The sequence below is a fragment of the Micromonospora sp. NPDC047730 genome (genome assembly GCF_043204765.1).
Taxonomy (GTDB): domain Bacteria; phylum Actinomycetota; class Actinomycetes; order Mycobacteriales; family Micromonosporaceae; genus Micromonospora.
The window spans coordinates 225,809-246,552 of record NZ_JBIDCU010000008.1 but is presented as its reverse complement, the minus strand read 5'-3'; the positions used below and the strand labels follow the sequence as shown (position 1 = coordinate 246,552).

The 20,744-nt window shown below is 72.9% G+C and carries 17 protein-coding genes and 1 pseudogene; 3 read left to right on the top strand and 15 right to left on the bottom strand.

The genetic code is table 11. The annotated features are described in order from the left end of the window. Positions 1-13: 13 nt before the first annotated feature. Positions 14-1,801, bottom strand: coding sequence for a BTAD domain-containing putative transcriptional regulator (locus ACGF5G_RS20390; RefSeq protein WP_393264887.1), 1,788 nt, complete (start codon positions 1,799-1,801; stop codon positions 14-16). A 142-nt stretch (positions 1,802-1,943) separates the two neighbouring features. Here ACGF5G_RS20390 and ACGF5G_RS20385 point away from each other — a divergent pair, with 142 nt between their 5' ends. Continuing rightward, complete coding sequence (locus ACGF5G_RS20385; RefSeq protein WP_393264884.1) at positions 1,944-2,780, top strand: hypothetical protein; 837 nt, start codon at positions 1,944-1,946, stop codon at positions 2,778-2,780. Between the two features lie 97 nt (positions 2,781-2,877). On the opposite strand, the pseudogene ACGF5G_RS20380 reads toward ACGF5G_RS20385, so the two are convergent. From ACGF5G_RS20380 to ACGF5G_RS20350, 7 genes and pseudogenes are all read right to left on the bottom strand, one after another. Continuing rightward, a pseudogene (locus ACGF5G_RS20380) lies at positions 2,878-2,997 on the bottom strand (short-chain dehydrogenase); the annotation flags it as partial. 113 nt (positions 2,998-3,110) lie between these two features. Beyond that, a complete protein-coding gene (locus ACGF5G_RS20375) occupies positions 3,111-4,235 on the bottom strand; it encodes a branched-chain amino acid ABC transporter permease (protein WP_393264881.1) in 1,125 nt (374 codons plus the stop codon). Next, positions 4,232-5,122, bottom strand: coding sequence for a branched-chain amino acid ABC transporter permease (locus tag ACGF5G_RS20370; protein ID WP_350707141.1), 891 nt, complete (start codon positions 5,120-5,122; stop codon positions 4,232-4,234). The genes ACGF5G_RS20375 and ACGF5G_RS20370 overlap by 4 nt, the downstream gene beginning before the upstream one ends. Continuing rightward, on the bottom strand, positions 5,122-5,904 hold the full coding sequence (locus ACGF5G_RS20365; protein WP_393264879.1) for an ABC transporter ATP-binding protein: 783 nt from the start codon (positions 5,902-5,904) through the stop codon (positions 5,122-5,124). The genes ACGF5G_RS20370 and ACGF5G_RS20365 overlap by 1 nt, the downstream gene beginning before the upstream one ends. 55 nt (positions 5,905-5,959) lie before the next feature. Continuing rightward, entirely contained in the window at positions 5,960-6,703 is a 744-nt protein-coding gene (locus ACGF5G_RS20360; protein ID WP_357457389.1) for an ABC transporter ATP-binding protein, read from the bottom strand. A gap of 6 nt (positions 6,704-6,709) precedes the next feature. Further along, the gene (locus tag ACGF5G_RS20355; protein ID WP_393264877.1) at positions 6,710-7,909 is read right to left on the bottom strand and encodes a substrate-binding domain-containing protein; all 1,200 of its coding nucleotides are present in this window, start codon (positions 7,907-7,909) and stop codon (positions 6,710-6,712) included. Positions 7,910-8,542: 633 nt separating this feature from the next. Continuing rightward, entirely contained in the window at positions 8,543-9,667 is a 1,125-nt protein-coding gene (locus ACGF5G_RS20350; RefSeq protein WP_393264875.1) for a glycerophosphodiester phosphodiesterase, read from the bottom strand. 140 nt (positions 9,668-9,807) lie between these two features. Between ACGF5G_RS20350 and ACGF5G_RS20345 the strand changes: the two genes are divergently transcribed. Next, complete coding sequence (locus tag ACGF5G_RS20345; protein ID WP_393264873.1) at positions 9,808-11,142, top strand: TrkH family potassium uptake protein; 1,335 nt, start codon at positions 9,808-9,810, stop codon at positions 11,140-11,142. 25 nt (positions 11,143-11,167) lie between these two features. Continuing rightward, a complete protein-coding gene (locus tag ACGF5G_RS20340; RefSeq protein ID WP_393265040.1) occupies positions 11,168-11,800 on the top strand; it encodes a potassium channel family protein in 633 nt (210 codons plus the stop codon). Between the two features lie 28 nt (positions 11,801-11,828). On the opposite strand, the gene ACGF5G_RS20335 is transcribed toward ACGF5G_RS20340, so the two are convergent. The 7 genes from ACGF5G_RS20335 to ACGF5G_RS20305 form a co-directional block, all read right to left on the bottom strand. Next, positions 11,829-13,454 (bottom strand): protein kinase, encoded by a 1,626-nt coding sequence (locus ACGF5G_RS20335; protein ID WP_393264871.1) that lies wholly within the window; start codon positions 13,452-13,454, stop codon positions 11,829-11,831. Positions 13,455-13,525: 71 nt separating this feature from the next. Further along, entirely contained in the window at positions 13,526-15,079 is a 1,554-nt protein-coding gene (locus ACGF5G_RS20330; RefSeq protein WP_393264869.1) for a fused MFS/spermidine synthase, read from the bottom strand. A 36-nt stretch (positions 15,080-15,115) separates the two neighbouring features. Next, positions 15,116-16,186 (bottom strand): coiled-coil domain-containing protein, encoded by a 1,071-nt coding sequence (locus tag ACGF5G_RS20325; protein ID WP_393265038.1) that lies wholly within the window; start codon positions 16,184-16,186, stop codon positions 15,116-15,118. Positions 16,187-16,378: 192 nt separating this feature from the next. Further along, positions 16,379-17,191, bottom strand: coding sequence for an inositol monophosphatase family protein (locus ACGF5G_RS20320; protein ID WP_393264866.1), 813 nt, complete (start codon positions 17,189-17,191; stop codon positions 16,379-16,381). Next, positions 17,184-17,636 (bottom strand): response regulator, encoded by a 453-nt coding sequence (locus tag ACGF5G_RS20315; protein WP_091102297.1) that lies wholly within the window; start codon positions 17,634-17,636, stop codon positions 17,184-17,186. Before ACGF5G_RS20315 ends, ACGF5G_RS20320 begins: the two co-directional genes overlap by 8 nt. Next, the gene (locus tag ACGF5G_RS20310) at positions 17,633-19,405 is read right to left on the bottom strand and encodes an ATP-binding protein (protein ID WP_393264864.1); all 1,773 of its coding nucleotides are present in this window, start codon (positions 19,403-19,405) and stop codon (positions 17,633-17,635) included. The genes ACGF5G_RS20315 and ACGF5G_RS20310 overlap by 4 nt, the downstream gene beginning before the upstream one ends. Continuing rightward, the gene (locus ACGF5G_RS20305) at positions 19,402-20,580 is read right to left on the bottom strand and encodes a PP2C family protein-serine/threonine phosphatase (protein ID WP_393264861.1); all 1,179 of its coding nucleotides are present in this window, start codon (positions 20,578-20,580) and stop codon (positions 19,402-19,404) included. The genes ACGF5G_RS20310 and ACGF5G_RS20305 overlap by 4 nt, the downstream gene beginning before the upstream one ends. Positions 20,581-20,744: the final 164 nt, after the last annotated feature.

Below are 20,744 nucleotides of genomic sequence, written 5' to 3'. Positions count from 1 at the left end.
CCGGAGGTTCCGGTCACGATCCGGCCGGTGGCGGTCGCTCCGGCGTGGGAGCCTGTGCCGGGGGCAGGAAGAACAGCAGCTCACGGAGCCGGTCGGTGACGGTCGGCGGCAGCAGGCAACGGCCGGCGAGTTCCTCCATCGAGGCGTACGGGCCGCGCAGCCAGCGGTCCACCGCGATCTGGCGGCACTGGTCCGCGGTGAGCCCCGGCAGGCCGGCGAGCACCACCTCGGGAACGGTGTTGACGTCGACCAGGCCGCCGTCGTCGAACGTCCGGGACAGGTCGGGCCGCCCGATGCGCAACTCGTTCCGGGCGGCCGGGTAGTGGTAGAGCAGGTAACGGGCGTGCTCACGGCGGATCCGCCGCTCCTCCTCGGCGCGGGCCCTGGCACTGCCCTGGCCACCGGTGAGCGCCGCCCAGACCCCGCGACTGAGCAGGACCACGTGTGCCGCCCCGACCGCCCAGGTGATCGCGGCCAGGCCGAGGAAGAGCGCCGCCTCCGGCCCGGGCACCTCGGCGTCCGGATTCTCCACGTCGAGCATGGCCACCTCGACCGCGAGGACGACCAGATAGCCGACGCCGACGAGAGCGAGGCGCCAACTGCGCCGCCAAGCGGCGTACGCCAGGATCACCAGCCAGGTGAGGCACCCGAACGAGAGCAGAACGAGCGCGGTACCGGCGATCGTGGCGGTCGCGCTCGCCCAGCGGGGCAACGGCGTCCTCGGGCGCTTGGCGTCGACCACGGGCGGCAGTGCGGCGGCCGGGGGCGGACCGTACGCCGGCTGGGGCACCGGGCCGGCGGGCGGTGAGCTGACGGGCAGCGGCCCGGCCGGCGGCGGTACGGCCGGCGGCCCGGACGGGGCGGCCGCCGAAGTGGATGGTGCCGGCGGTGGCGATGCCGGGGCCGACGGTGCCGGCGGAGGTGAGGACGCGGCGGGTGGCCCGACCGGCGGGGCCGCGACGGTCGGTGCCAGCTCCGCCGGCGGAGCCACCTCGGCGGCAGCCGGCGGCAGTGGCCCGGCAGTGGTCGGCATGAGCGCCGGGTCGGAACGAAGGATGCGGCGGTGCAGGTCCTGGAGCGCGTCGCCCGGCTCGATGCCGTACTCGTCGCGCAGCATCTCGGCGAACTCCCGATAGGCGGCCAGCGCTTCGGCCTGCCGTCCGCCGCGATACAGCGCCAGCATCAACTGGTGCCTTAGCCGCTCCCGCACCGGGAACTCCGCGGTCAGGTCCACCAGCTCGCCGATCAGCTCCCGGTGCCGGCCCAGACGCAGCTCCAGGTCGGCCCAGCTCTCCAGTGCGGTGGCCCGCAGCTCGACCCAGCGTTGCCGGGCGGACTCGAAGTACGGGCCGGCGAAGCCCGTGAACGGCTCGCCGTGCCACAGCTCCAACGTGGATTTCAGCTCGCTCACCGCCTCGGCGGCCTGGCCCTCCGCACGGAGCCGCTCGGCCCGGCGGATCCCCCGCTCGAAGCGCACAGCGTCGACCGCCTCCGGCCCGACACGAAGCTGGTAACCGGCGTCGGTCAGGGTGAGCACCTGGCCGGGGCTGCGCGGTGACCGCTCCGGCTCGATCACCCGGCGCAGCCCGGCGACGTACTTCTGCACCACGTTCGTGCCGTTCGCCGGCGGCTCGTCCGGCCAGACCGCGTCCACGATCTGCGCGGTGGTGACCGGGCGGCCGGCGGCGAGCAGCAACACGGCCAGCACGGCGCGCTGCTTGCCCGGCCCGAGGTCGATCTCCCGCTCGCCGCACCAGGCCCGCTGGGGCCCGAGAACCTCGAAGCGCAGCGTCCCTGACATGCGAGTTTCCCGCTCCTGACACCCCCGCTGCGTGCGCCACGGCAGTGCACGGCAGTCGGACCGCAGCATATCGGCAGTGGTTCCGCCGTACCGGCCGGCAGCATCTGTCCCGGCAGACGCCAGACTCGTGAAGGAAGAGACCATGATGACGAACGGAACCGGCCGCGCCGGCACCGTCCGACGGAACGCCGGCGCCCTGGCCGCCGTCCTCACCGCGACCACTCTGCTCGCCGGGTGCGGCGCGATCGGGACGGGTTCCGAGGCCGGAGGAACCGCCTCGGGTCAGGCGAGCCCGACCGCCACGCCCAAGCAGGCGCTCCTCGCGGCGGTGCCGGACGGCACCGAGGGTGCGTTCCGGTTCACCGGCAAGGACGCCACCGCGGACCTGTCCGGCGTGGTGGACCCGGACGCGAAGGGCATCGACCTCACCGCCGCGGTGAAGGACCCGGAGCACGGCTTCACCACCCGGATGTCGTTCCTGGTGGTCCAGGAGCGGATTTGGATGAAGGTGAAGTTCACCGGCACCGAGGGGCTCACCGGGCTGCCGAAACTACCGAACCGCTGGATGGAGCTGGACCGGGCCCGGCTGACCGATCCGGAGAGCACCCCGACGTACGAGGGGGCGGACGTCGGCAACGCCGGGCCGATCATCGAGGCCGCCACCAGGGTCGAGGAGAAGAGCGACCGGACGTACGCCGGGATCGCCGACCTGACCGGCGGTGCGGCTGCCGAGGCGGTCGGCGAGGAGGAGGTCGCGGCCCTCGGCGACGCCGCCCGGCAGGTGCCCTTCACCGCCGTCGTCGGCGCCGACGGCAACCTCGCCTCGCTCACCGTGGACGTGCCGGCCGCCGGCAAGGCGAAGGCCTGGACGTACGTGGTGAAGTACCTCGACTACGGCGCGGCGCCGAAGCTCGCCGCGCCGAGCGGCGACGCCGCGCAGCAGGCACCGAAGTTGGCGTACGAGATGCTCAACGGCTGATCGACGGCGCAGGCGACCGGGTGTCGCGGCCGCACGGGGGGCCGCGACACCCGGTCGCTCTGTGCTCCGCTGGATATCCCGGCCCGTCGCGCAGCTGTCAGCGCCCGAGGACGGAGCCGCCGTCGACGCCGAGTACCCGGCCGGTGACGTGGCCGGCCAGGTACCGGACGGCCTCGGCGATGTCGTCTGGTACGCCGGCCCGCCCGACCAGCGTCGCCCCACGACAGAGACCCCGTCGATCATGAGGTTATTGCCACCGTCAACGGCGTTTCGCGGCAACAACTTCATGATCAACGGGGTCTGTCGGGGCGGAGGCCGGGTGGGTGGGGGTCAGGGGCGAGGGGGGCGGCGGAGCGAGTGGCGTAGGAGTGCCACGCGGGGGGCGAGGCTGGCCAGGCCGCCGGGGAAGAAGTAGACGGCCAGGATGAAGACCGTGCCGAGCACGAACAGCGGCTGCGACAGCGGGCGGCTCAGGAACCCGGGCAGCGCCTCCACCGCGTCGGAGGTGCCGAACGCGACCAGGCGGTGGTCCAGGTACATGTAGAGGATGCCGCCGATCACCGGGCCCCACCGGGTGCCCGGCCCGCCGAGCACCACCATGACCAGCAGCGCCAGGGTCCACTCGGAGGAGGTGATGTGCGGCGAGGCGCCGCCGACGATCAGGACGTAGACCACGCCGCCGGCCGCCGCCAGCCCACCCGCCAGGGTGAACGCCACCAGCTTGAACCGGTACGGGTCGAGCCCGAGCACCCCGATGCGCCGCTCGTCGTCGCGCAGGCCGGCGAGCACCCGCCCCGTCGGCGAGCCGGAGACCCGGTGCACCACGAAGACCACCACGACCAGGTACGCCAGCGCCAGCCAGTAGAGGTTGACCGTGTTGGTGACCCCGACCAGCCCCTGCGGCAGCCCGGAGACGTCCAGCGGCAGGCCCTCCTCGCCACCGGTCAGCCCGCCGAAGTCGCGGGCCACCAGGATCGCCCCGACCTGGGCGAAGGCCAGCGTCACCATGGCGAACGCGATGCCGACGGTGCGCAGCGCCACCGCGCCGAGGAGCGCGGCGAGGATCGACCCGCCGGTGATCGCCAGCAGCGCCGCCTGCCACAGCGGCAGCCCCGCCTTGGTGATCAGGATGTCCGTGCCGTAGACGCCGGCGGCGAAGTAGAGGGCGTGCCCGAAGGACAGCATCCCGGTGCGGCCGAAGAGCAGGTCGTACCCGGCGGCCAGGCCGCCGAAGACGAGGCAGACGGCGAGCAGTTGCAGGGTGCCCGGGGAGTTGAGCGCCCCCTCGAAGATGCCCGGCAGGTGCAGCGTGGAGTACGGCAGGATCAGCGCGACCACCAGCGCGACCAGTGGCAGGAACGGGCGCAGTCCGTGCCAGCGTCCCCGGCGCGGGTCCAGCTCGTCGGGCACCGCCGCGGGCGGAGCCGGGACCTCGGGGCTCTTGACCTCGGTCATGCCGTTGCCACCTTTCCGGCGATGCCCTGCGGGCGCAGCAGCAGCACCACGGCCAACAGCGCGACCACGCAGATGTCGCCCAGCCCGGAGGTGCCGTAGTAGTTCACGAACTGTTGCGTCAGCCCGACGGCGACGGCCGCGTACGCGGAGCCGACCACCGAGCCCATCCCGCCGATGACCACCACGATGAACGCGAAGATCAGCAGCGAGCTGCCCTGGCCGGGCGAGACGGTGCCGAAGTAGACGCCGCCGAGCGCGCCGGCCAGCGCCGCCGCCGCCCCGCCGATCGCGAAGACGAGGGTGAACGCCTTGCGCACGTCGATGCCGAGCGCGGTGACCATCTCCCGGTTCTCGACGCCGGCCCGGATGATCAGGCCGTAGCGGGTCCAGCGGAGGAAGGCGAGGATCGCGCCGAGCACCAGCACCGCGGCGATGATCAACAGCAGGCCGCCGTTGGGCACGTTCGCGCCGAGGATCGAGGTGACCTGCCGGGTCCACTCGGGGCGCGGGAACGGCCGGGCGTCCGCGCCCCAGGTGGCCTGGAGCAGGGCCACGCCGGCCAGCGAGAGGCCGACGGTGACCAGCACCTGCTCGATGGTGCGGGAGTAGAGCGGCCGGATCAGCACCAGCTCGACCAGCATCGCCACCAGCGTGCCGGCGGCCACCCCGAAGGCGACGGCGACCACGAAGCCGAAGCCGTCCGAGCCGGCGCCGGGCAGGTTGTGCGCCGCCCACCAGGTCCCGTACGCGCCGACGCCGAGGAAGACGCCGTGCGCGAAGTTGAGCACGTCGGCGAGGCCGAAGACCAGGGAGAGCCCGCTGGCGACCAGGAAGTAGAGCGCCGCCAGGCCGAGCCCGGTCAGCGCCAACAGGATGACGGTGTCCATCAGTGCTGGTCCTTCCTCGCGCCTGCGGGGCTCGCAAGCTCACGCCTCGCGCTCGGCGCGTGCCCCTCAGCCGAGCCCACGCCCAGCAACGACTTGGTCAGGGCGGTCTCCAGCAGCAGCTCCTGGGCGTCGCCGGTCCAGGCCACCTGCCCGGCGGCCAGCACGACCGCGTCCCGGGCGAGCCGCCGGACCACCGCCAGGTTCTGCTCGACCAGCAGCACCGGCACGGACTCGGCGACCCGTTCCAGCACCTCGGCCACCTCGGTCACCACCTTCGGCGCGAGGCCCTTGGTCGGCTCGTCGATCAGCAGCAGCCGGTTGTCGTTGAGCAGCACGCGGCCGATCGCGAGCATCTGCTGCTGCCCGCCGGAGAGCGAGCCGGCCCGTTGCCGTCCGCGCCGGTCCAGCTCCGGGAAGAGGGCGTAGACCTTGTCGTACGCCGGGGTGGTGCCCCGGCGTTCGGCGAGCCGCAGGTTTTCCGTGACGGTGAGCCCGGCGAACACGCAGCGGTCCTCCGGCACGTAGCCGAGCCCGCCGCGGATCAGCCGGTGGGTCGGCCGGGCCAGCAGGCTCTGCGCGCCCATCCGGATCGTGCCCCGGACCTCGCCGCCACGCGGCGTGAGGCCGACGATCGCGCGCAGCGTGGTCGTCTTGCCGACGCCGTTGCGCCCGAGCAGGACGGTGACGCCGGTCGGGGCGACCGTGAAGGACACCCCCTGGAGGATGTGCAGCCCGGCGATCCGGACCGACAGGTTCTCCACGCTGAGAATCGGTTCACTCACAGTGCCGTCTCCGTTCGCGACTGCGGGACTCGCAAACCCGGCTCATTCCTCGCGCTCACAGCGACTCCCCCAGGTAGGCCTCTTGCACGGTGGGGTTGGCCATCACCGTCTCCGGGGTGTCGCAGGCGAGCAGCGCGCCGTGGTGCATCACGGCGATCCGGTCGGCCAGCTCCAGGATGACGTCCATGTGGTGCTCGACCATGAGCACCGACCGGCCGCTGTCGCCGGTCAGCGAGCGGATCACCGAGACGAGTTCGGGCACGTCCTCGGCGCTGACGCCGGCCATCGGCTCGTCGAGCAGCATGACGCGGGGCTCCCCGGCGAGCAGCAGGGCGATCTCCAGCTTCCGCTTCTCGCCGTGGGCGAGGGTGCCGGCGAGGGCCTCGCCCCGGTGGGCGAGGCCGACCCGGTCGAGCGCCGCGTCGGCGGCGGCGGCGACCTCACGGTCGGCCGCCGCCCGCCGCCACAGCTTCATCGAGCCCCCGCGGTGCGCCTGCACGGCGAGCCGGACGTTCTCCCGCACGCTGAGCGAACCGAAGACCGAGGATGCCTGGAAGGTACGGCCGAGCCCGAGGCGGGCCCGCCGGTGCGGCGGGAGGGAGCCGATGTCCTCCCCGTCGAGGGTGATCCGACCTTCCGTGGCCCGGCGTACGCCGGTGATCAGGTTGAACAGTGAGGTCTTGCCGGCGCCGTTCGGCCCGATGACGCCGAGGAACTCCCCGGGCGCCAGGTCGAGGTAGACGCTGTCGACGATGGCGACCTCACCGATCCGCCAGGTCAGACCGCGGGTGGCGAGCATCTGTTGTCAGCCCTTCATCGCCACGGCCGGCGGCGCGGTCTCGTCCCCGGTCAGCGCCTTCTGGGCGGTGGCCGTGAACGTGGTGCCGCTGCCGGTCAGCTTGGCCTGGAACATCGGCTGGAGCAGCGCGTGGTCCTCGGCGCGGATGCTCATCTTGCCCTTGACCCCGTCGAAGCTCCAGCCCTCCAGGGCCTTGACCATCTTCTCGACGTCGTCGCCACCCTCCTCGACGGCGCGCACGACCATCTGCCCGGCGGCGAAGCCGTCCGGGTGGAACAGGTCGACGGTGCCGACCTTGGCCTTCAGCGCCTTGGCGGCCTCGTTGTCGGAGGCCCCGTCGAAGTAGTGCGACAGGAAGGAGATCTTGGCGCCGGCGGCGCCGAAGGTCGGCCACGAGGCGCGGATGTCCAGGCCGGTGACGACGGTGGTGGAGGAGAGCACGCCCTGCTGGTCGAGGGTCTGCCACATGGCCGGGGCGGTGGTGCCGGCCCAGGCGACGAAGAGCAGGTCCGGCTTGGCGGACTTGATCTGGCTGGCGAACGGGGTGAACTCGGTGGCGCTCGCCGGGGCCCGGACGCTGCTGACGGTCGCGCCCGCGCCGCCGATGACGGTCTTGACGGCGGCCTCGTTGGCGTCGCCGAAGGCGCCGTCCTGGGCGAAGACCACGACCTTCTTGCCGGCCGGGTCGCCGATGAACGACTTGGCGGTCACCACGTCCTGGTACGACTGCCGCCCGGAGCGGAACGTGTACTTGTTCGCGCCGGTCACCGCGTCGGTGGCGGCCGGCCCGGAGATGAAGAGGACCTTGTTCTGCGCGGCGATCGGGGCGACCTGGAGCGCCACGCCGGACGCCGTCGAGCCCGCGATGATCTTGTTGCCCTTACCGATCAGGTCCTTGGCCGCGGAGACCGCCTTCGCCGGGTCACCGGCGTCGTCGACCTCGGTGATCTCGATCGTCCGGTCGCCGACCTTGTTCGTGCCCTTGGTGGCATAGTCGAGGCCGGCCTTGAACCCCTCGATGTACTGCTTGCCGTAGCTGGCGAGGGCTCCCGACTGGGAGTACACCAGGCCAACCTTCACCGGGGCGGCGCTGTCACCGCCGCCGGAGGCGGTTTCCTGCGGGCTGCCACAGGCCGTGGCGGCGAGCGCCGCGGCCATCATGGTGGCGGCGGAGAGGAACACCCGCCGCGTCGTCCGGACCGTCATTGCGACTCCACGTGAGGACTCGGAGGTAGGGAACTACATGTGACGGCTCACGCTAGAAGTGACGTCACGCACGGGCTATGTGGCCGAAACACACAAGTAACAGGGGTGGGGTGGCCGAGAGTTACAACGGTCACGACCCGGCAGTGACGGCGCACGTCCGCGATGGGTCTCCGGGCCATCGATGGAAACGCTCCTGTGTCGCCCCGCGCCACCGGCACCCACCGAATGCCGTATTCCTCCCGCCGCCCGCCGGCCGCGCCTCCCCGTCAGGCACCTGCCTCGCTGGACCGCCTGCGAGATCTTGGTACGAAGGCACCCCTGGAGGGGCCGTTTCGTACCAAGATCTTCGGCGTCCGCTGCCCCTCAGGTCACCGGTCGGGGTGGACGTCATCGGGCCGGGGGCTGCCCCCATACATGGGGCAGCTCGACAGCGTCCACGCAGCCACCCGGCACACCTGAATCGTCTGCGACATCAGCTCGACAGGCACGTGACACAGGTGCGCGGGGCACGGACAGCCCGCCCGGGCACCACGGCCACCCCGGGCACCACGGGCACCACGGGCACCCCGACAACGACGCCGGCCCGGCACCCGGGGAGGGGTGACGGGCCGGCCGGCGGGGCGGCGGAGCCGGTCAGCGTCGGGCGAGACCCTCGCGGGCGGCGACGGCGGTGTCCGGGTGGTCGCTGAAGATGCCGTCCAGGCCGAGGCCGAGGAACAGCTCGTACTCGGCCTGGATGTCGCCGCGGGCGTTCGGGTCGGTGCCGATCCGGAAGTCGGCCGGCAGGAACTGGTTCTCCGCCCGGAACGTCCAGGCGTGCACGACCAGCCGCTCCCGGTGCGCGTCCCGGACCAGGGTGGTCGGGGCGAGCAGCTTGCCGGTGGCGTCGCGCGGGACGATCAGGTTCTTCTGCGCGCCGACACCGTCGGCGTAGCCGGCGATCCACTTCAGGCCGGCCGGCTTCGCCAGGTCCTGGTAGGTGCGGGCGTCGCCGGCGACGGTGAAGTCGTACGGGCGGCCGGTGGCGTCGAGGAGCTGGGCGAGCTTGACGTCGATCATCCGGTCCAGCTTGCGCAGGTTGGCCGTCTCGAAGGACTGGATGATCACCGGCGAGTTCCGGTGGGTCAGCTTGTTGCGCCGCAGCACCTCGACCAGCGGCTCCTCCAGCGGCAGCCCGATGGACGCGAAGTAGGTGGGGTGCTTGGTCTCCGGGTAGACGCCGATCGTGCGCCCCCGCGCCCGCCCTTCGGCGCGGGCCAGGTCGATGACCTCCTGGAGGGTGGGCACGTCGAACCGCCCGTCGAACGCGGTGTTGCCGACGCGCACCTGCGGCAGCCGCTCCTTGGCCCGCAGCGTCTTCAGCTCGGCCAGGGTGAAGTCCTCGGTGAACCAGCCGGTGACCGCGACGCCGTCGATGGTCTTCGTGGCCTTGCGGGCGGCGAACTCGGGGCGGGCGGCCACGTCGGTCGTACCGCTGATCTCGTTCTCGTGCCGGGCGACCAGCGCGCCGTCGCGGGTCGCGACCAGGTCCGGCTCGATGTAGTCCGCGCCCTGCCGGATCGCCAGCCGGTAGGCCTCCAGGGTGTGCTCCGGCCGGTAGCCGCTGGCGCCGCGGTGGGCGATGACGAGGGGGCGGTCGGTCGCCCGGGCCCGCTCGGCGGCGGGCGCCGGGGCGGCCGACGCGGCCACGGTCGGCACGGCCACGGCGGCCGCGAGCAGGGCCCCGGCCACTCCGAGGGCGGAAAGGGTACGTCGCAACGCCGTCTCCTGTCGTCGAGGGATCCGCCTCAGCAGACCTGTCCGGATTGACGGCGAGTTGGTCGGCGGCTGACGGGCGGATGAACCCTGGGCATGCCGGTTTCGACACCCGGATCGCGATGGAAAAGGAAGATTGTCTGGTGCGCCGGCTTCTCCGTCACCCCGTACGGATCGTGCCGTTCGGCTTCCTGGTGGCGATCCTGCTCGGCACCGGGCTGCTGATGCTGCCCTGGGCCACCAGCGAGCACAGTTACACCCCGTTCCTGACCGCCCTGTTCACCGCGACCTCGGCGGTCTCGGTGACCGGCATGGCGGTGGTGGACACCCCGAACTACTGGAACGACTTCGGGCTCGTGATGATCACCGTGCTCACCCAGGTCGGCGGCCTCGGCATCGTCACCGGGGCGACGCTGGTGATCCTGGTGGTGGCCCGGCGGCTGGGGCTGCGCAGCCGGTTGCTGGTGCAGGCCGAGACCGCCGAGTTCGGCATCGGCGACGTACGCCGGCTGCTGCTGCGCATCGCCGGCCTCGCCCTGGCCTGCGAGGCGGTGATCACCGCGATCCTGACGGCCCGGCTGTGGATCACCTACGACTACCCGTTCACCCAGGCCCTCTGGAACGGTGTCTTCCACGCCGTCCAGGCCTTCAACAACGGCGGGTTCGCCCTCTACACCGACAACCTCATCGGCTTCTCCTCCGACGCCTGGGTCACCCTGCCGCTGGCGATCGGCACCGTCATCGGCGGACTCGGCTTCCCGGCGCTGTTCGAGGCGACCCGGGAGTGGCGGCAGCCGCGTCGCTGGGCGGTCGCCACCAAGCTCACCATCTGGGGCAGCCTGACGCTGCTGGTGGCGGGCTTCCTGGGCCTGCTGGTCATCGAGTGGGCCAACCCGAGCACGCTGGGTCTCTACGCCTGGCCGGACAAGCTCCTCGTGGCGTTCACCCAGAACGCGTTCATCCGCACCGGCGGCTTCAACGTCGTCGACGTCGAGGCCCTGGAGGACGAGACCTATCCGCTGATCATCGCGCTGATGTTCATCGGCGGCGGCAGCGCCAGCACCGCCGGCGGGATCAAGGTGACGACCTTCTTCCTGCTCGCCTTCGTCATCTGGGCCGAGCTGCGCGGCGAGCCGGACGTGACGGTCGGGAACCGCCGGGTGGCCACCGCCAGCCAACGCCAGGCGATCACCGTCGCGCTGCTCAGCGTCGCGCTGGTGGCCGTCGGCACGGTGCTGCTGGTCTTCCTCACCGAGGGGGTCCGTTACTACCAGGCGCTGTTCGAGGTGACCTCGGCGTTCACCACCACCGGCCTCAGCGTCGGGGTCGCCTCCGCGCTACCGGAGAGCGGCCAGCTCGCCCTGATCGTCCTCATGTTCGTCGGCCGGGTCGGGCCGCTGACCCTCGGGTCGGCGATCGCCCTGAACACCCGCCGGCGGTTGTACCGCTACCCGGAGGAGCAACCCATTGTCGGATAGGAACACGAACGAAGGCGGCGTCCTGGTGATCGGGCTGGGCCGGTTCGGCTGCCACCTGGCCGGCGCGCTGACCGCGCTCGACCACGACGTGCTGGCCATCGACCGCAACCCGGACCAGGTGCAGCGATGGTCGGCCCAACTCGACCGCGTCGTACAGGCCGATGCCACCGAGGAGGGGGCGCTGCGCCAGCTCGGCGTGACGGAGTTCGGCCGGGCGGTGGTCGCGATCGGCGCCTCGGTGGAGGCGAGCGTGCTGAGCGTGCTGGCGCTGACGGAGCTGGGCGTGCCGCAGATCTGGGCCCGCGCGACCTCGGAGAAGCACGCGAAGATCCTCAGCTCGGTCGGCGCGCACCACGTGATCTTTCCCGAGGCGGAGACCGGCGAACGGGTGGCCCACCTGATCGTCACCAGGATGCTCGACTTCATCGAGTTCGGCGACGACTTCGCCATCGCCAAGGTGTGCGTTCCGGAGGCGATGGTCGGCCGGCCACTGACAGACCTGGTGCCCACCGAGCGCTACGGGGTGCGGGTGGTCGGCGTGAAACTGCCCGGCGAACGCTTCCGGTACGCCACCGACGCCACCGTCATCTCCCCGGGCAGCATGCTGATCATCGAGGGGAGCATCGCGCAGGTGCAGAACTTCGCGGCGCTGAGCTGACCGGCCTGCTCAGCCGACCCCGGCGGACTCAGTCGTCGTCATCGTCCCTTCCCCTTTCCTGGCTTGCTTTTTTTCCACCACCCGACCCCTTCCCCTTGCCGGAGTTGTCGGACTTGGCCTTCGAGCCGCCCGCGGAGGTGCCGGCCTTCGCCTTCGGAGCCTTGGTCGTCGGGGCCTTGGTGGCGGGCGCGGTGCTCGGCGCCGAGCCGGCCACGCCGGAGACCTGCACCCCGCAGGTCTCGTCGCCGAGGCGGAACTCCACCGGCAGCGGGTTGGCCCCGGTGTGACGGCCGGTCAGCGTGAACTTCTCCGACGCGCCGGGGGCCAACGCCCGCTCCGGGGCCGGCTCCACGAGCACCGTCCGGCCCTGCTGGCGTACGGGCACGGGCACCGACTTCGTCACGGTCTGCTGGCCGGGAAAGGTGAAGCTCATCCGCCAGGCGCGCAGCTCCTGCTGGCCGGTGTTGGTCAGGGTCAGCTCGGCGGCGAAGTCCTTGCCGGAGTCCTTGCGCAGCGTGTACGCCACGCGGCAGGGCGCCGGCTGCTCCGCGCCCATCCGCGCCTGCGTCGGCTGGTCGATGCCGCCGCTGGCCGGGCTGCGGGCGGTCACCCCCCACAGCGCCGCAGTCACCGCCACCAGGCCGGCAGCGGCCACCCCCGCCTCGACCCGCCGACGCCGGGCCGCCGCCCGCCGGTTCCGCGTACCGGAGAACGGCAGCGCGTCGGTGGCGGCGGACCAGGGCAGGATCGTGGTGCCGGCGCTGGCCAGCTCGGCCGGATCCACGGGCCCGGCGGCCGGGGAGACGGGCACCGCCGCGATCATGCCGGCCGCCTCGGCGAACGTCCGGGCGACCTCGGCGGTGCCGGGCCGGTCCTCGGGCCGCTTCGCCAGGCACCGGTGCACCAGTTCGCGCACCTCGTCGGGGAGCCCCGGCACCGGCGGCATCGGCTCCGGGTCGTTGTACATGTGCGCACGCAACATCTGGGTGGTGGTGCTCGCCTGCCAGGGCAGCCGGCCGGTGAGCATCCGGTAGAGCAGCAGGCCCACCGCGTACACGTCCGTGGCCGGGGAGACCTGGCCGTTGTCGAGCCGCTCCGGGGCGAGGTACGCGGGCGTGCCGAGCAGGGCCCCGTCCGGCCCCTTCTCCTTCTCGCCCACCAGTGCCGAGATGCCGAAGTCGACGACCTTGACGCCGGTGGCGGTCAGCATGATGTTGCCCGGGGTGACGTCCCGGTGCACCACGCCCCGGGCGTGTGCGGTGGCCAGCGCCGAGGTGACCTCCGCGCCGATCGTCACCGCCTCCCGCCAGGGCAGGCTCCCGCGGCGCAGCCGGCCCGTCAGCGACTCGCCGTCGACCAGCTCCATGACGACGTACGGCACGGTCAGGCCAGCCTGCTCGGACTCGCCGTAGTCGTAGACGTTGGTGATGTTGGGGTGGCACAGCCGCGCCGCCGCCTGCGCCTCGATCCGGATGCGGTGCCGGAACGCGCGGTCGGCGGCCAGCCGGGACGCGAGCACCTTGACCGCCACCTGGCGGCCGAGCACCTCGTCGTAGCCCCGCCACACGACGGACATGCCGCCCGCGCCGAGCTGCTCGATCAGCCGGTACCGCTCACCCAGCAGTTGCGCGCCGTCCCGGATCGGTCCACCCATGGGAGTCGTTGTTGCCCCGGACTGCCCCGGCTACACCTCGGCGGTCGGAATCGGTCACCGATGTCACCCGATCAGGCGGTCGCGAGGAGCTGGTCCACCGGGGCGTAGTCGTCGGTCAGCACCAGCGCCTCGCCGACGAAGGCGGTCAGCTCGGCGCCCGCGAGCAGGGTGGCGCCCTCCCGCAGGTCCACCAGCCGGACACGGATCGCGTCCAACGGCAGCGGGGCGTCGGAGGCGACGATGAGGAAGTTGGCGCCCTCCTGCCCGGCGAGCGCCGCCGCCGGGGCGATCACCGCGACGTGCCGGAACTCGGCGGCGACGGTGGCCAGCTCGCTGCGGATGAAGCGCAGCGGCGGGTAGTCGATGACGTTCTGCACGTAGACGCCGCCGGGCCGGGTCACCCGACGGATCTCGGCGGCCATCTCCCGGGTGGACAGGTGCCAGGGCACCACCAGGTGCCCGAAGGCGTCGCCGACCACGAGGTCCCGGCTGTCGGTCGCCTCCCCCGCCACCAGCATCCGGGCGTCACCCACCACCGCCCGCAGGTCCGGCCCCTGGCGTACGCCCAGCTCGCGCTCGCCCAGCTCGACCAGCCCGCCGTCGATCTCGAACACCACGTTGTCCGTGCCCGGGCGGGTGGCGGTCAGGTAGCGCGGCACGGTGAACCCGCCGCCGCCCAGGTGCAGCGCGTCCAGCCGCTGCCCCTTCGGAGCCACCACGTCGGCCACCGCCCCGATCCAGCGCGTGTACGCGTACTCCAGATGGGTGGGGTCGGCCAGGTCCACGTACGAGTGCTGGGCCGAGTTGAGCAGCAGGGTGCGGCCGGAGTCCCGGCCGGGGTCGGCCTCGACGCTGGCGCAGTGGTAGGCCGTCTCGATGTCGCACGGGTTCGGGGCGACCGTGGTGAGCCCGGCGCCGACGAGACCGAGCACGGCCAGGGCCACCTTGGCCCGCGCCGGGCCGGGCAGCTCCGCCCGGTCCTGCCGGCGCAGCCACACCCCGAGACCGAGCCCGGTGAGCCCGAGCGAGGCCGCCAGGGCGAACAGGATGACCGTGCTGGGCAGCGCGGCGACCAGCACGAAACCGGTGCCCAGGGTGGCGGTGATGCCGCCCAGCGTGCCGATGCCGGAGAGCCGGCCGACCACCTGGCCCGTGCGCCGCAGGTCGGCGAGCTGGAGCTTGACGACCAGCGGGGTGACCGCGGCGAGCAGGGCCGCCGGCACGAAGACGGCGAGCGCGACGAGCAGCAGGATGGCCGTGGCCGCCCCGCCGCGCAGCACCTCGCCGACGTACCGGACCACGGGCAGGGTGACCGCGGTGGCGATGCCGGCCAGCACCAGCGCCGGGGCCAGCAGGGTGCGCGGGTTGCGCCGGTCGGCCAGCCAGCCGCCCGACCACGCCCCGTACGCGATGGCCGCCAGCGCGATGCCGATGACCGAGCTGGTCACCTGGAGGGTCACCCCGACGTACGGCCCGACCAGGCGCAGCGCGACGGTCTCCAGCACCAGGACGGCGCCGCTGGAGAAGAAGACCAGGAACGCGGCGAGCCCGTTGGGCAGGGCCCGGGCGGACGGCCGCTCCGGATCGGCCGGCGGGGCCGTGACGTCGGACGATGGGGAGCTCACCCGCGCGATGGTACGCAGTGAACCTGGGGCCGCGGGTCAGTACATCGAGAGATGAACATGGTTCGTGTGGTCGGCGGCGGGGCTGCCGCTGCCGCCGTACGCCCGCCACCCGGTGCCCGGGTGCCAGATCTGCCGGTACCAGATCACGTAGAGCACGCCGAGCCGGCTGGCGTTGCGCACGTGCCAGGCGGCGAGGCTGTCCCCGTACGCCTTGTCCCCGCCGGTGGCGGTCTTGTCCTCGAACCCGTTGGTGGCGGCCGAGAAGTCGCAGGCCCGGCCCTTGGGATGCTCGCCGGAGCCGCCGCTGCGGTAGCAGGAGACGTGCCGCTTGTAGCCGGCGTTCTGGGTCTGCTGGAGGGCGTTGAGCGTGCGCGGGGTGATGCAGCCGGAGGTGGTGGGGTCGTTCACCGAGCAGGACTCCGAGGGCCAGGAGCCGTCGGGGTTGCGCGGCGCCGGCTTCGCCGAGGAGGAGTTCCCGCCGCTGAAGCCGCCGCTGCTGCCCGAGCTGACCGCCGCGAGCGCCGCCTCGGCCTCCTTCTTCTTCTTCGCCATCACCGCGAGCTGCTTCTGCTGCTCCCGGACCTCGGTGTCGAGGGCGATCTTGGCCTGCCGCGCCTGCTCGCGCGCCTCGGTCAGGTCGCGCAGGCGCCGGCCGTCGCGCTGTGCCATCAGGTCCAGGTGCGCCGCCCGCTCCAGGAACGCCTCGGGCGAGGCGCTGTTGAGCAGCATCGCCGTCGGGGTGAGCCGGCCCACCCGGTACGACTGGGCGGCCACCTCGCCGACCTGTGCGGTCAGCTCGACCAGCCGGCCCTCCAGCGTGGTCAGCTGCCCCGTCAGCGTCTTCTGCCGGCGCTTGGAGTTGTCCAGCTTCGCCTTGGCCTCGATGTGCGCCTTGGCGGTGGCCTCCAGGGCGTCCCGCAGCTTCTTGGTGCCGCCCTCGTTGGGCTCCGCGTACGCGGGCACGGCGCCGCCGCCGAGGAGCAGCGCCACCGCGACGAGCAGGGCGACCAGCGGACGGCGCACGGCCGACGGGGCGGGCAGCGGGCGGCGGGCACGCCGCGCCGACAGGACGATCAGCGGACGACGGCCGCGACGCCCGACGGGCATGGTCCTGCGCACGAAAGCATCCTTTCGTCGGCCGCCGGCCCCGGGTGACAGCGCTGCGCGGCGGCGGCCCCCGCCGGGCGCCGGTCGGCGGCCTGCTGGCGGAGACCGGCGGCCAGGATACCGGACCGGCCGCTCGTGATCAGGCCCGTGACCGCCCCGGCCATCGAACATCGACGTAGTGTCGCATCGACGTCACGCAGCGCCGAGCAGCGCGTCGTGGACCTCCGCCCAGACCCGCTCGCTCGCCGCGACCAGCAGGCCGTGGCCCTCGTCGGCCGGGTGGTAGTCGGCGCCGTCGAAGCGCCGGGCGACGCCGCCGGCCGCCCGGACCAGCAGGGTGCCGGGGGCGTGGTCCCACGGCAGGGTGCGCCAGAACAGCACGAACTGCTGGTCGCCGGTGAGCACGTCCAGGTATTCCCGGCCGGCGCAGTGCTGGCCGGGGAGCAGCTCGCCGACCCGCCCGCCGCCCGCCTCGACCCGCGCCTTCGCCGCCGGCGGCAGGAACCGCGACATCGCGGCACCGCGCAGCGCGTCCACGGGCGGCGTGTCCACGGCGGTCCGCACCGGCCGGCCGTCCAGCCACGTCCCCTCACCCGCCCGCCCGACGGCCAGCGTGCCGGCGAGCGGGTCGAACACCCAGGCGGCCGCCGGCTCGCCGTCGGTCAGCAGCGCCACCATCAACGCGAACGGCCGCCGGCCGGCCGCGAAGTTCGACGTGCCGTCGACCGGGTCGACCAGCCAGACGTCGCCGGACCCGCGCAGGTGGCGCAGCAGGCCCGGGTCGTCGGCGACGCCCTCCTCGCCGACCACCACCGAGCCGGGGCGCAGCCGGCGCAGGGCCGCCGAGATCATCTCCTCGGCACGACGGTCGGCGACGGTGACCAGCTCGCCCGGCGCCTTCTCGGTGACGTCGGCGTCGTCCAGCTTGCGGAACAGCGGCAGCACGACCTGGTCGGCGGTCTCGTGCAGCAGCCCACCGACGTCGTCGAGGAGGGTGTCAGCCACGCGGCGGCAGCTTGACCACGCTGACGAAGAACTCGTCGATCTGCCGGACCACGGAGATGAACCGCTCGAAGTCCACCGGCTTGGTCACGTACGCGTTCGCGTGCAGCTGGTAGCTGCGCAGGATGTCCTCGTCGGCCTGGGAGGTGGTCAGCACCACGACCGGGATGCGGCAGAGCTGCTCGTCCTTCTTGATCTCCTCCAGCACCTCCCGCCCGTCCCGGCGGGGCAGGTTCAGGTCGAGCAGGACCAGGTCCGGGGTCACCGCGTCCGCGTACTGGCCCTCGCGCCGCAGGTAGGCCAGCGCCTCGGCGCCGTCCGAGACGACGGTCAGCCGGTTGCGGAGCTTGTGCTCCTCGAAGGCCTCCTGGGTCATCAACACGTCGCCCGGGTCGTCCTCGACCAGCAGGACCTCGATCGGGCTCTTGCCGTCCGCCGGCGCGGTCATCCCACCGTCTCCCTCATGTCACCCGTTCTACCGCCTGCCGACGCCCGGTCGGGGCCGTCCGTGGCGTCCGTCTCGTCGCCGGAACCAGTGGCCTGCTCCGGCACGCCCGTCGTCCCGCCGTCGTCCTCGGCCCCGCTCGTGCCGTCGCCGTCCCCGGCGTCGTCGGTCGCCGGCCCGTCGGTCGCGGGCCCGTCGGCATCGGCGGCGGCGGTCGCCGCCTCGACGTCCTCGGGCAGCGCGGGGAGGGTGAAGCGGATCGCGGTGCCCTCCTCGGTGCCGGTGTCCACCCAGACCCGGCCGCCGTGGTACTCCACGATCTTCTTGACGATCGCCAGGCCGATCCCGGTGCCCGGGTACGCGTCCTTGGCGTGCAGCCGCTGGAAGATGACGAAGATCTTGTCGGCGAACTCCGGCTCGATCCCGATGCCGTTGTCCTGGCAGCTGATCTCCCACTCGTCGCCGACCAGCCGGGCCGAGACGTGCACCTTCGGCGGCACGTCGGGGCGGCGGAACTTGATCGAGTTGCTGACGAGGTTGGCCAGCAGGTTGGTCAGCAGCGGCTCCTCGCCGCGGATGACGGGCAGCTCGCCCCAGGTCAGCTCGGCGTCGGCGTACTGCCGGGCGGCCTCGGTCTGGCCGGCCACGTCGCCCATGACCTTGTTCATGTCGACCTCGGTGAAGCCGGTGGTGAGCCGGCCGATCCGGGAGAACGCCAGCAGGTCGTTGATCAGGCGCTGCATCCGCTGCGCACCGTCGACGGCGAACGCGATGTACTGGTCGGCCCGCTCGTCCAACTGCCCCGCGTACCGGCGCTGGAGGAGCTGGCAGAAGCTGGCCACCTTGCGCAGCGGCTCCTGCAGGTCGTGCGAGGCGACGTACGCGAACTGCTCCAGGTCGCGGTTGGAGCGGGTGAGTTCCTCGGCCTGCTTCTGGAGCTGGCTGTTGACCCACTCGATCCGCTCCCGGGCCTCCCGTACCTCGTCCAGCTCCTTGGCGATCTTGCGCCGCATGGCGTCGACGTCGCCGGCGAGCCGGACGAACTCGGGCGGGCCGGCGCCGGTGATGCCGTGCCGGTAGTCGCCCTCGGCGACCTCCCGGACCTGGTCGGCCAGCCCGGTCAGCGGGCGGACCACCATCTTGTCCAGCGAGATCAGCAGCATGCTGCCGGCGATGACCACCACCGCGACGGCGGCGATCAGCAGGACGACCAGCTGGTCGCTCGTCCGCCGGACGTCCGCGGCGCTCTGCTGCCGGGCCTCGATGATCTTCGACTGGAGGTTCTCCAGGGCGCCGCGGACCTGGTCGAACTGCGCCCGGGCCTGGTCGGTGACGAGCGCCTGCCCGGCGGCGGTGCCGCTCTGCTCCGTCGTGGTGATCACCGGCACCGCCACCGACCGGCGCCAGGCCTCGGCCCGCTCCTCGACGACCCGCAGCTCCGCCCGGATGCCCGGGTAGTCGTCGAGCAGCCGCTGCATCGCGGCGACCAGGTCGCGCTCCTGCGCCCGGCCGGCGTCGTACGGGGCCAGGTCGGCCGGGTCGCCGCTGACCGCGTAGCCGCGCACGGCGGTCTCCTGGTCCAGCAGCGCGTTCAGCACCTCCTGCGCCTGCACCCGCAGCGGGCCGGTCTTGTTCAGGATCGCGTCGATGTGCGTCCGGTTCTTCGCCGCCACGACGACCGCGCCACCGGCCAGACCGACCAGGAGCAGCGCGACGACGGCGAGCAGGGTGACGACCCGCTGACGCAGGGTCCACTCGCGGACTCCGGTCACCGGCCACCGCCCCGGCTGACCAGCAGCATGGCGACGTCGTCGGCGAGCGGCCCGCCGTTGAGCTGCTCGGCGCTCCCGACCAGCCAGGCCGGCAGCTCGGCCAGCGGCACGGCGAGACTCGCCGGGTCGGCGAGCAGGCCGCCCAGGCCGGGCACGTCGAGGCGTTCGTCGCCCTCGCCGACCCGCCCCTCGATCAGCCCGTCGGTGTACATCAACAGGGACCAGTCATCGGTGTCGAACTCCAGGTCGTAGGCCACGGGCCGGCGGGGTCGTACGCCGAGCAGCAGGCCGCCGGGCGCCGGAACGGGCACCACCTTGCCGCCGGCGAGCAGCAGCGGCGGCGGGTGCCCGGCCAGCCGGACGGTGGCCCGGTTGGCGTCGAGGTCCAGCCGCGCGGTGGCGACGGTCGCGAAGATCTCCTGGAGGCGGCGCTCGCTCATCAGCACCTGCTCCAGCGCCGGCAGCACCTCGTCGTCCGGCACGCCGGCGAGGATCAGCGCCCGCCAGGCGACCCGGAGCTCCACGCCGAGCGCCGCCTCGTCCACGCCGTGCCCACAGACGTCGCCCACGATCAGCTCCAGCCGGTCGGGGCTCGTCTGCACCACGTCGAAGAAGTCGCCGCCGATCAGGGCGGCGTGCCGGCCGGGCCGGTAGAAGGTGTGCACCGCGACCTCGTCGGTCGTCATCAGCGGCTGCGGCAGCAGGCCCCGTTCGAGGCGGGCGGACTCGGCCTGGCGCAGCTCGACCTCGCGCAGCCGCCGCGCGTTCTCGTCGGCCCGCTTGCGCTCCACCGCGTAGCGCAGCGCGCGGGTCAGCAGCACCCCGTCGACCTCGCCCTTGACCAGGTAGTCCTGCGCGCCCTCGGCGACCGCGACGATGCCGAGGTGCTCGTCGGAGCGGCCGGTCAGCACGCAGACCGCGGCGCCGCTGGCCATCTCCAGCACCTGGCGCAGGCCGTCGAGGCCCTGCGCGTCGGGCAGGCCGAGGTCGAGCAGGACGCAGTCGACGCCCACCACCCGCCGCCGGGCCTCGCTGAGGCTCGTCGCCACCAGCAGCTCGATCATGGAGTTGGTCTCGGCGAGCAGCTCGCCGACCAGGAAGGCGTCGCCCTCGTCGTCCTCGACCAGCAGCACCCGCAGCCGCTCACCCGGAGGCAGGTTGGGGTGCCTTCCCATGCCGCCGTGCGGGTACGGCACGACAGGAGATCCGGCCGAGCCGGCCCCCCGGTGCGGCCGGGTCACCGCCGCGAGACGCGGGAGTTCGCTGGTGATGTCGGGCTCCTTCCGAGTGCCCTGCTGATCCTGTATTAGACAACGTTCGCACACAACACGACGGGCGC

Excerpts from the sequence above, each read along its gene's own strand:
- ACGF5G_RS20385 (WP_393264884.1), top strand. The coding sequence starts at position 1,944 with ATGATGACGAACGGAACCGGCCGCGCCGGCACCGTCCGACGGAACGCC.
- ACGF5G_RS20370 (WP_350707141.1), bottom strand. The coding sequence starts at position 5,122 with ATGGACACCGTCATCCTGTTGGCGCTGACCGGGCTCGGCCTGGCGGCG.
- ACGF5G_RS20315 (WP_091102297.1), bottom strand. The coding sequence starts at position 17,636 with ATGACCGCGCCGGCGGACGGCAAGAGCCCGATCGAGGTCCTGCTGGTC.
- ACGF5G_RS20375 (WP_393264881.1), bottom strand. The coding sequence starts at position 4,235 with ATGACCGAGGTCAAGAGCCCCGAGGTCCCGGCTCCGCCCGCGGCGGTG.
- ACGF5G_RS20335 (WP_393264871.1), bottom strand. The coding sequence starts at position 13,454 with ATGGGTGGACCGATCCGGGACGGCGCGCAACTGCTGGGTGAGCGGTAC.
- ACGF5G_RS20325 (WP_393265038.1), bottom strand. The coding sequence starts at position 16,186 with ATGCCCGTCGGGCGTCGCGGCCGTCGTCCGCTGATCGTCCTGTCGGCG.
- ACGF5G_RS20355 (WP_393264877.1), bottom strand. The coding sequence starts at position 7,909 with ATGACGGTCCGGACGACGCGGCGGGTGTTCCTCTCCGCCGCCACCATG.
- ACGF5G_RS20390 (WP_393264887.1), bottom strand. The coding sequence starts at position 1,801 with ATGTCAGGGACGCTGCGCTTCGAGGTTCTCGGGCCCCAGCGGGCCTGG.
- ACGF5G_RS20360 (WP_357457389.1), bottom strand. The coding sequence starts at position 6,703 with ATGCTCGCCACCCGCGGTCTGACCTGGCGGATCGGTGAGGTCGCCATC.
- ACGF5G_RS20305 (WP_393264861.1), bottom strand. The coding sequence starts at position 20,580 with ATGGGAAGGCACCCCAACCTGCCTCCGGGTGAGCGGCTGCGGGTGCTG.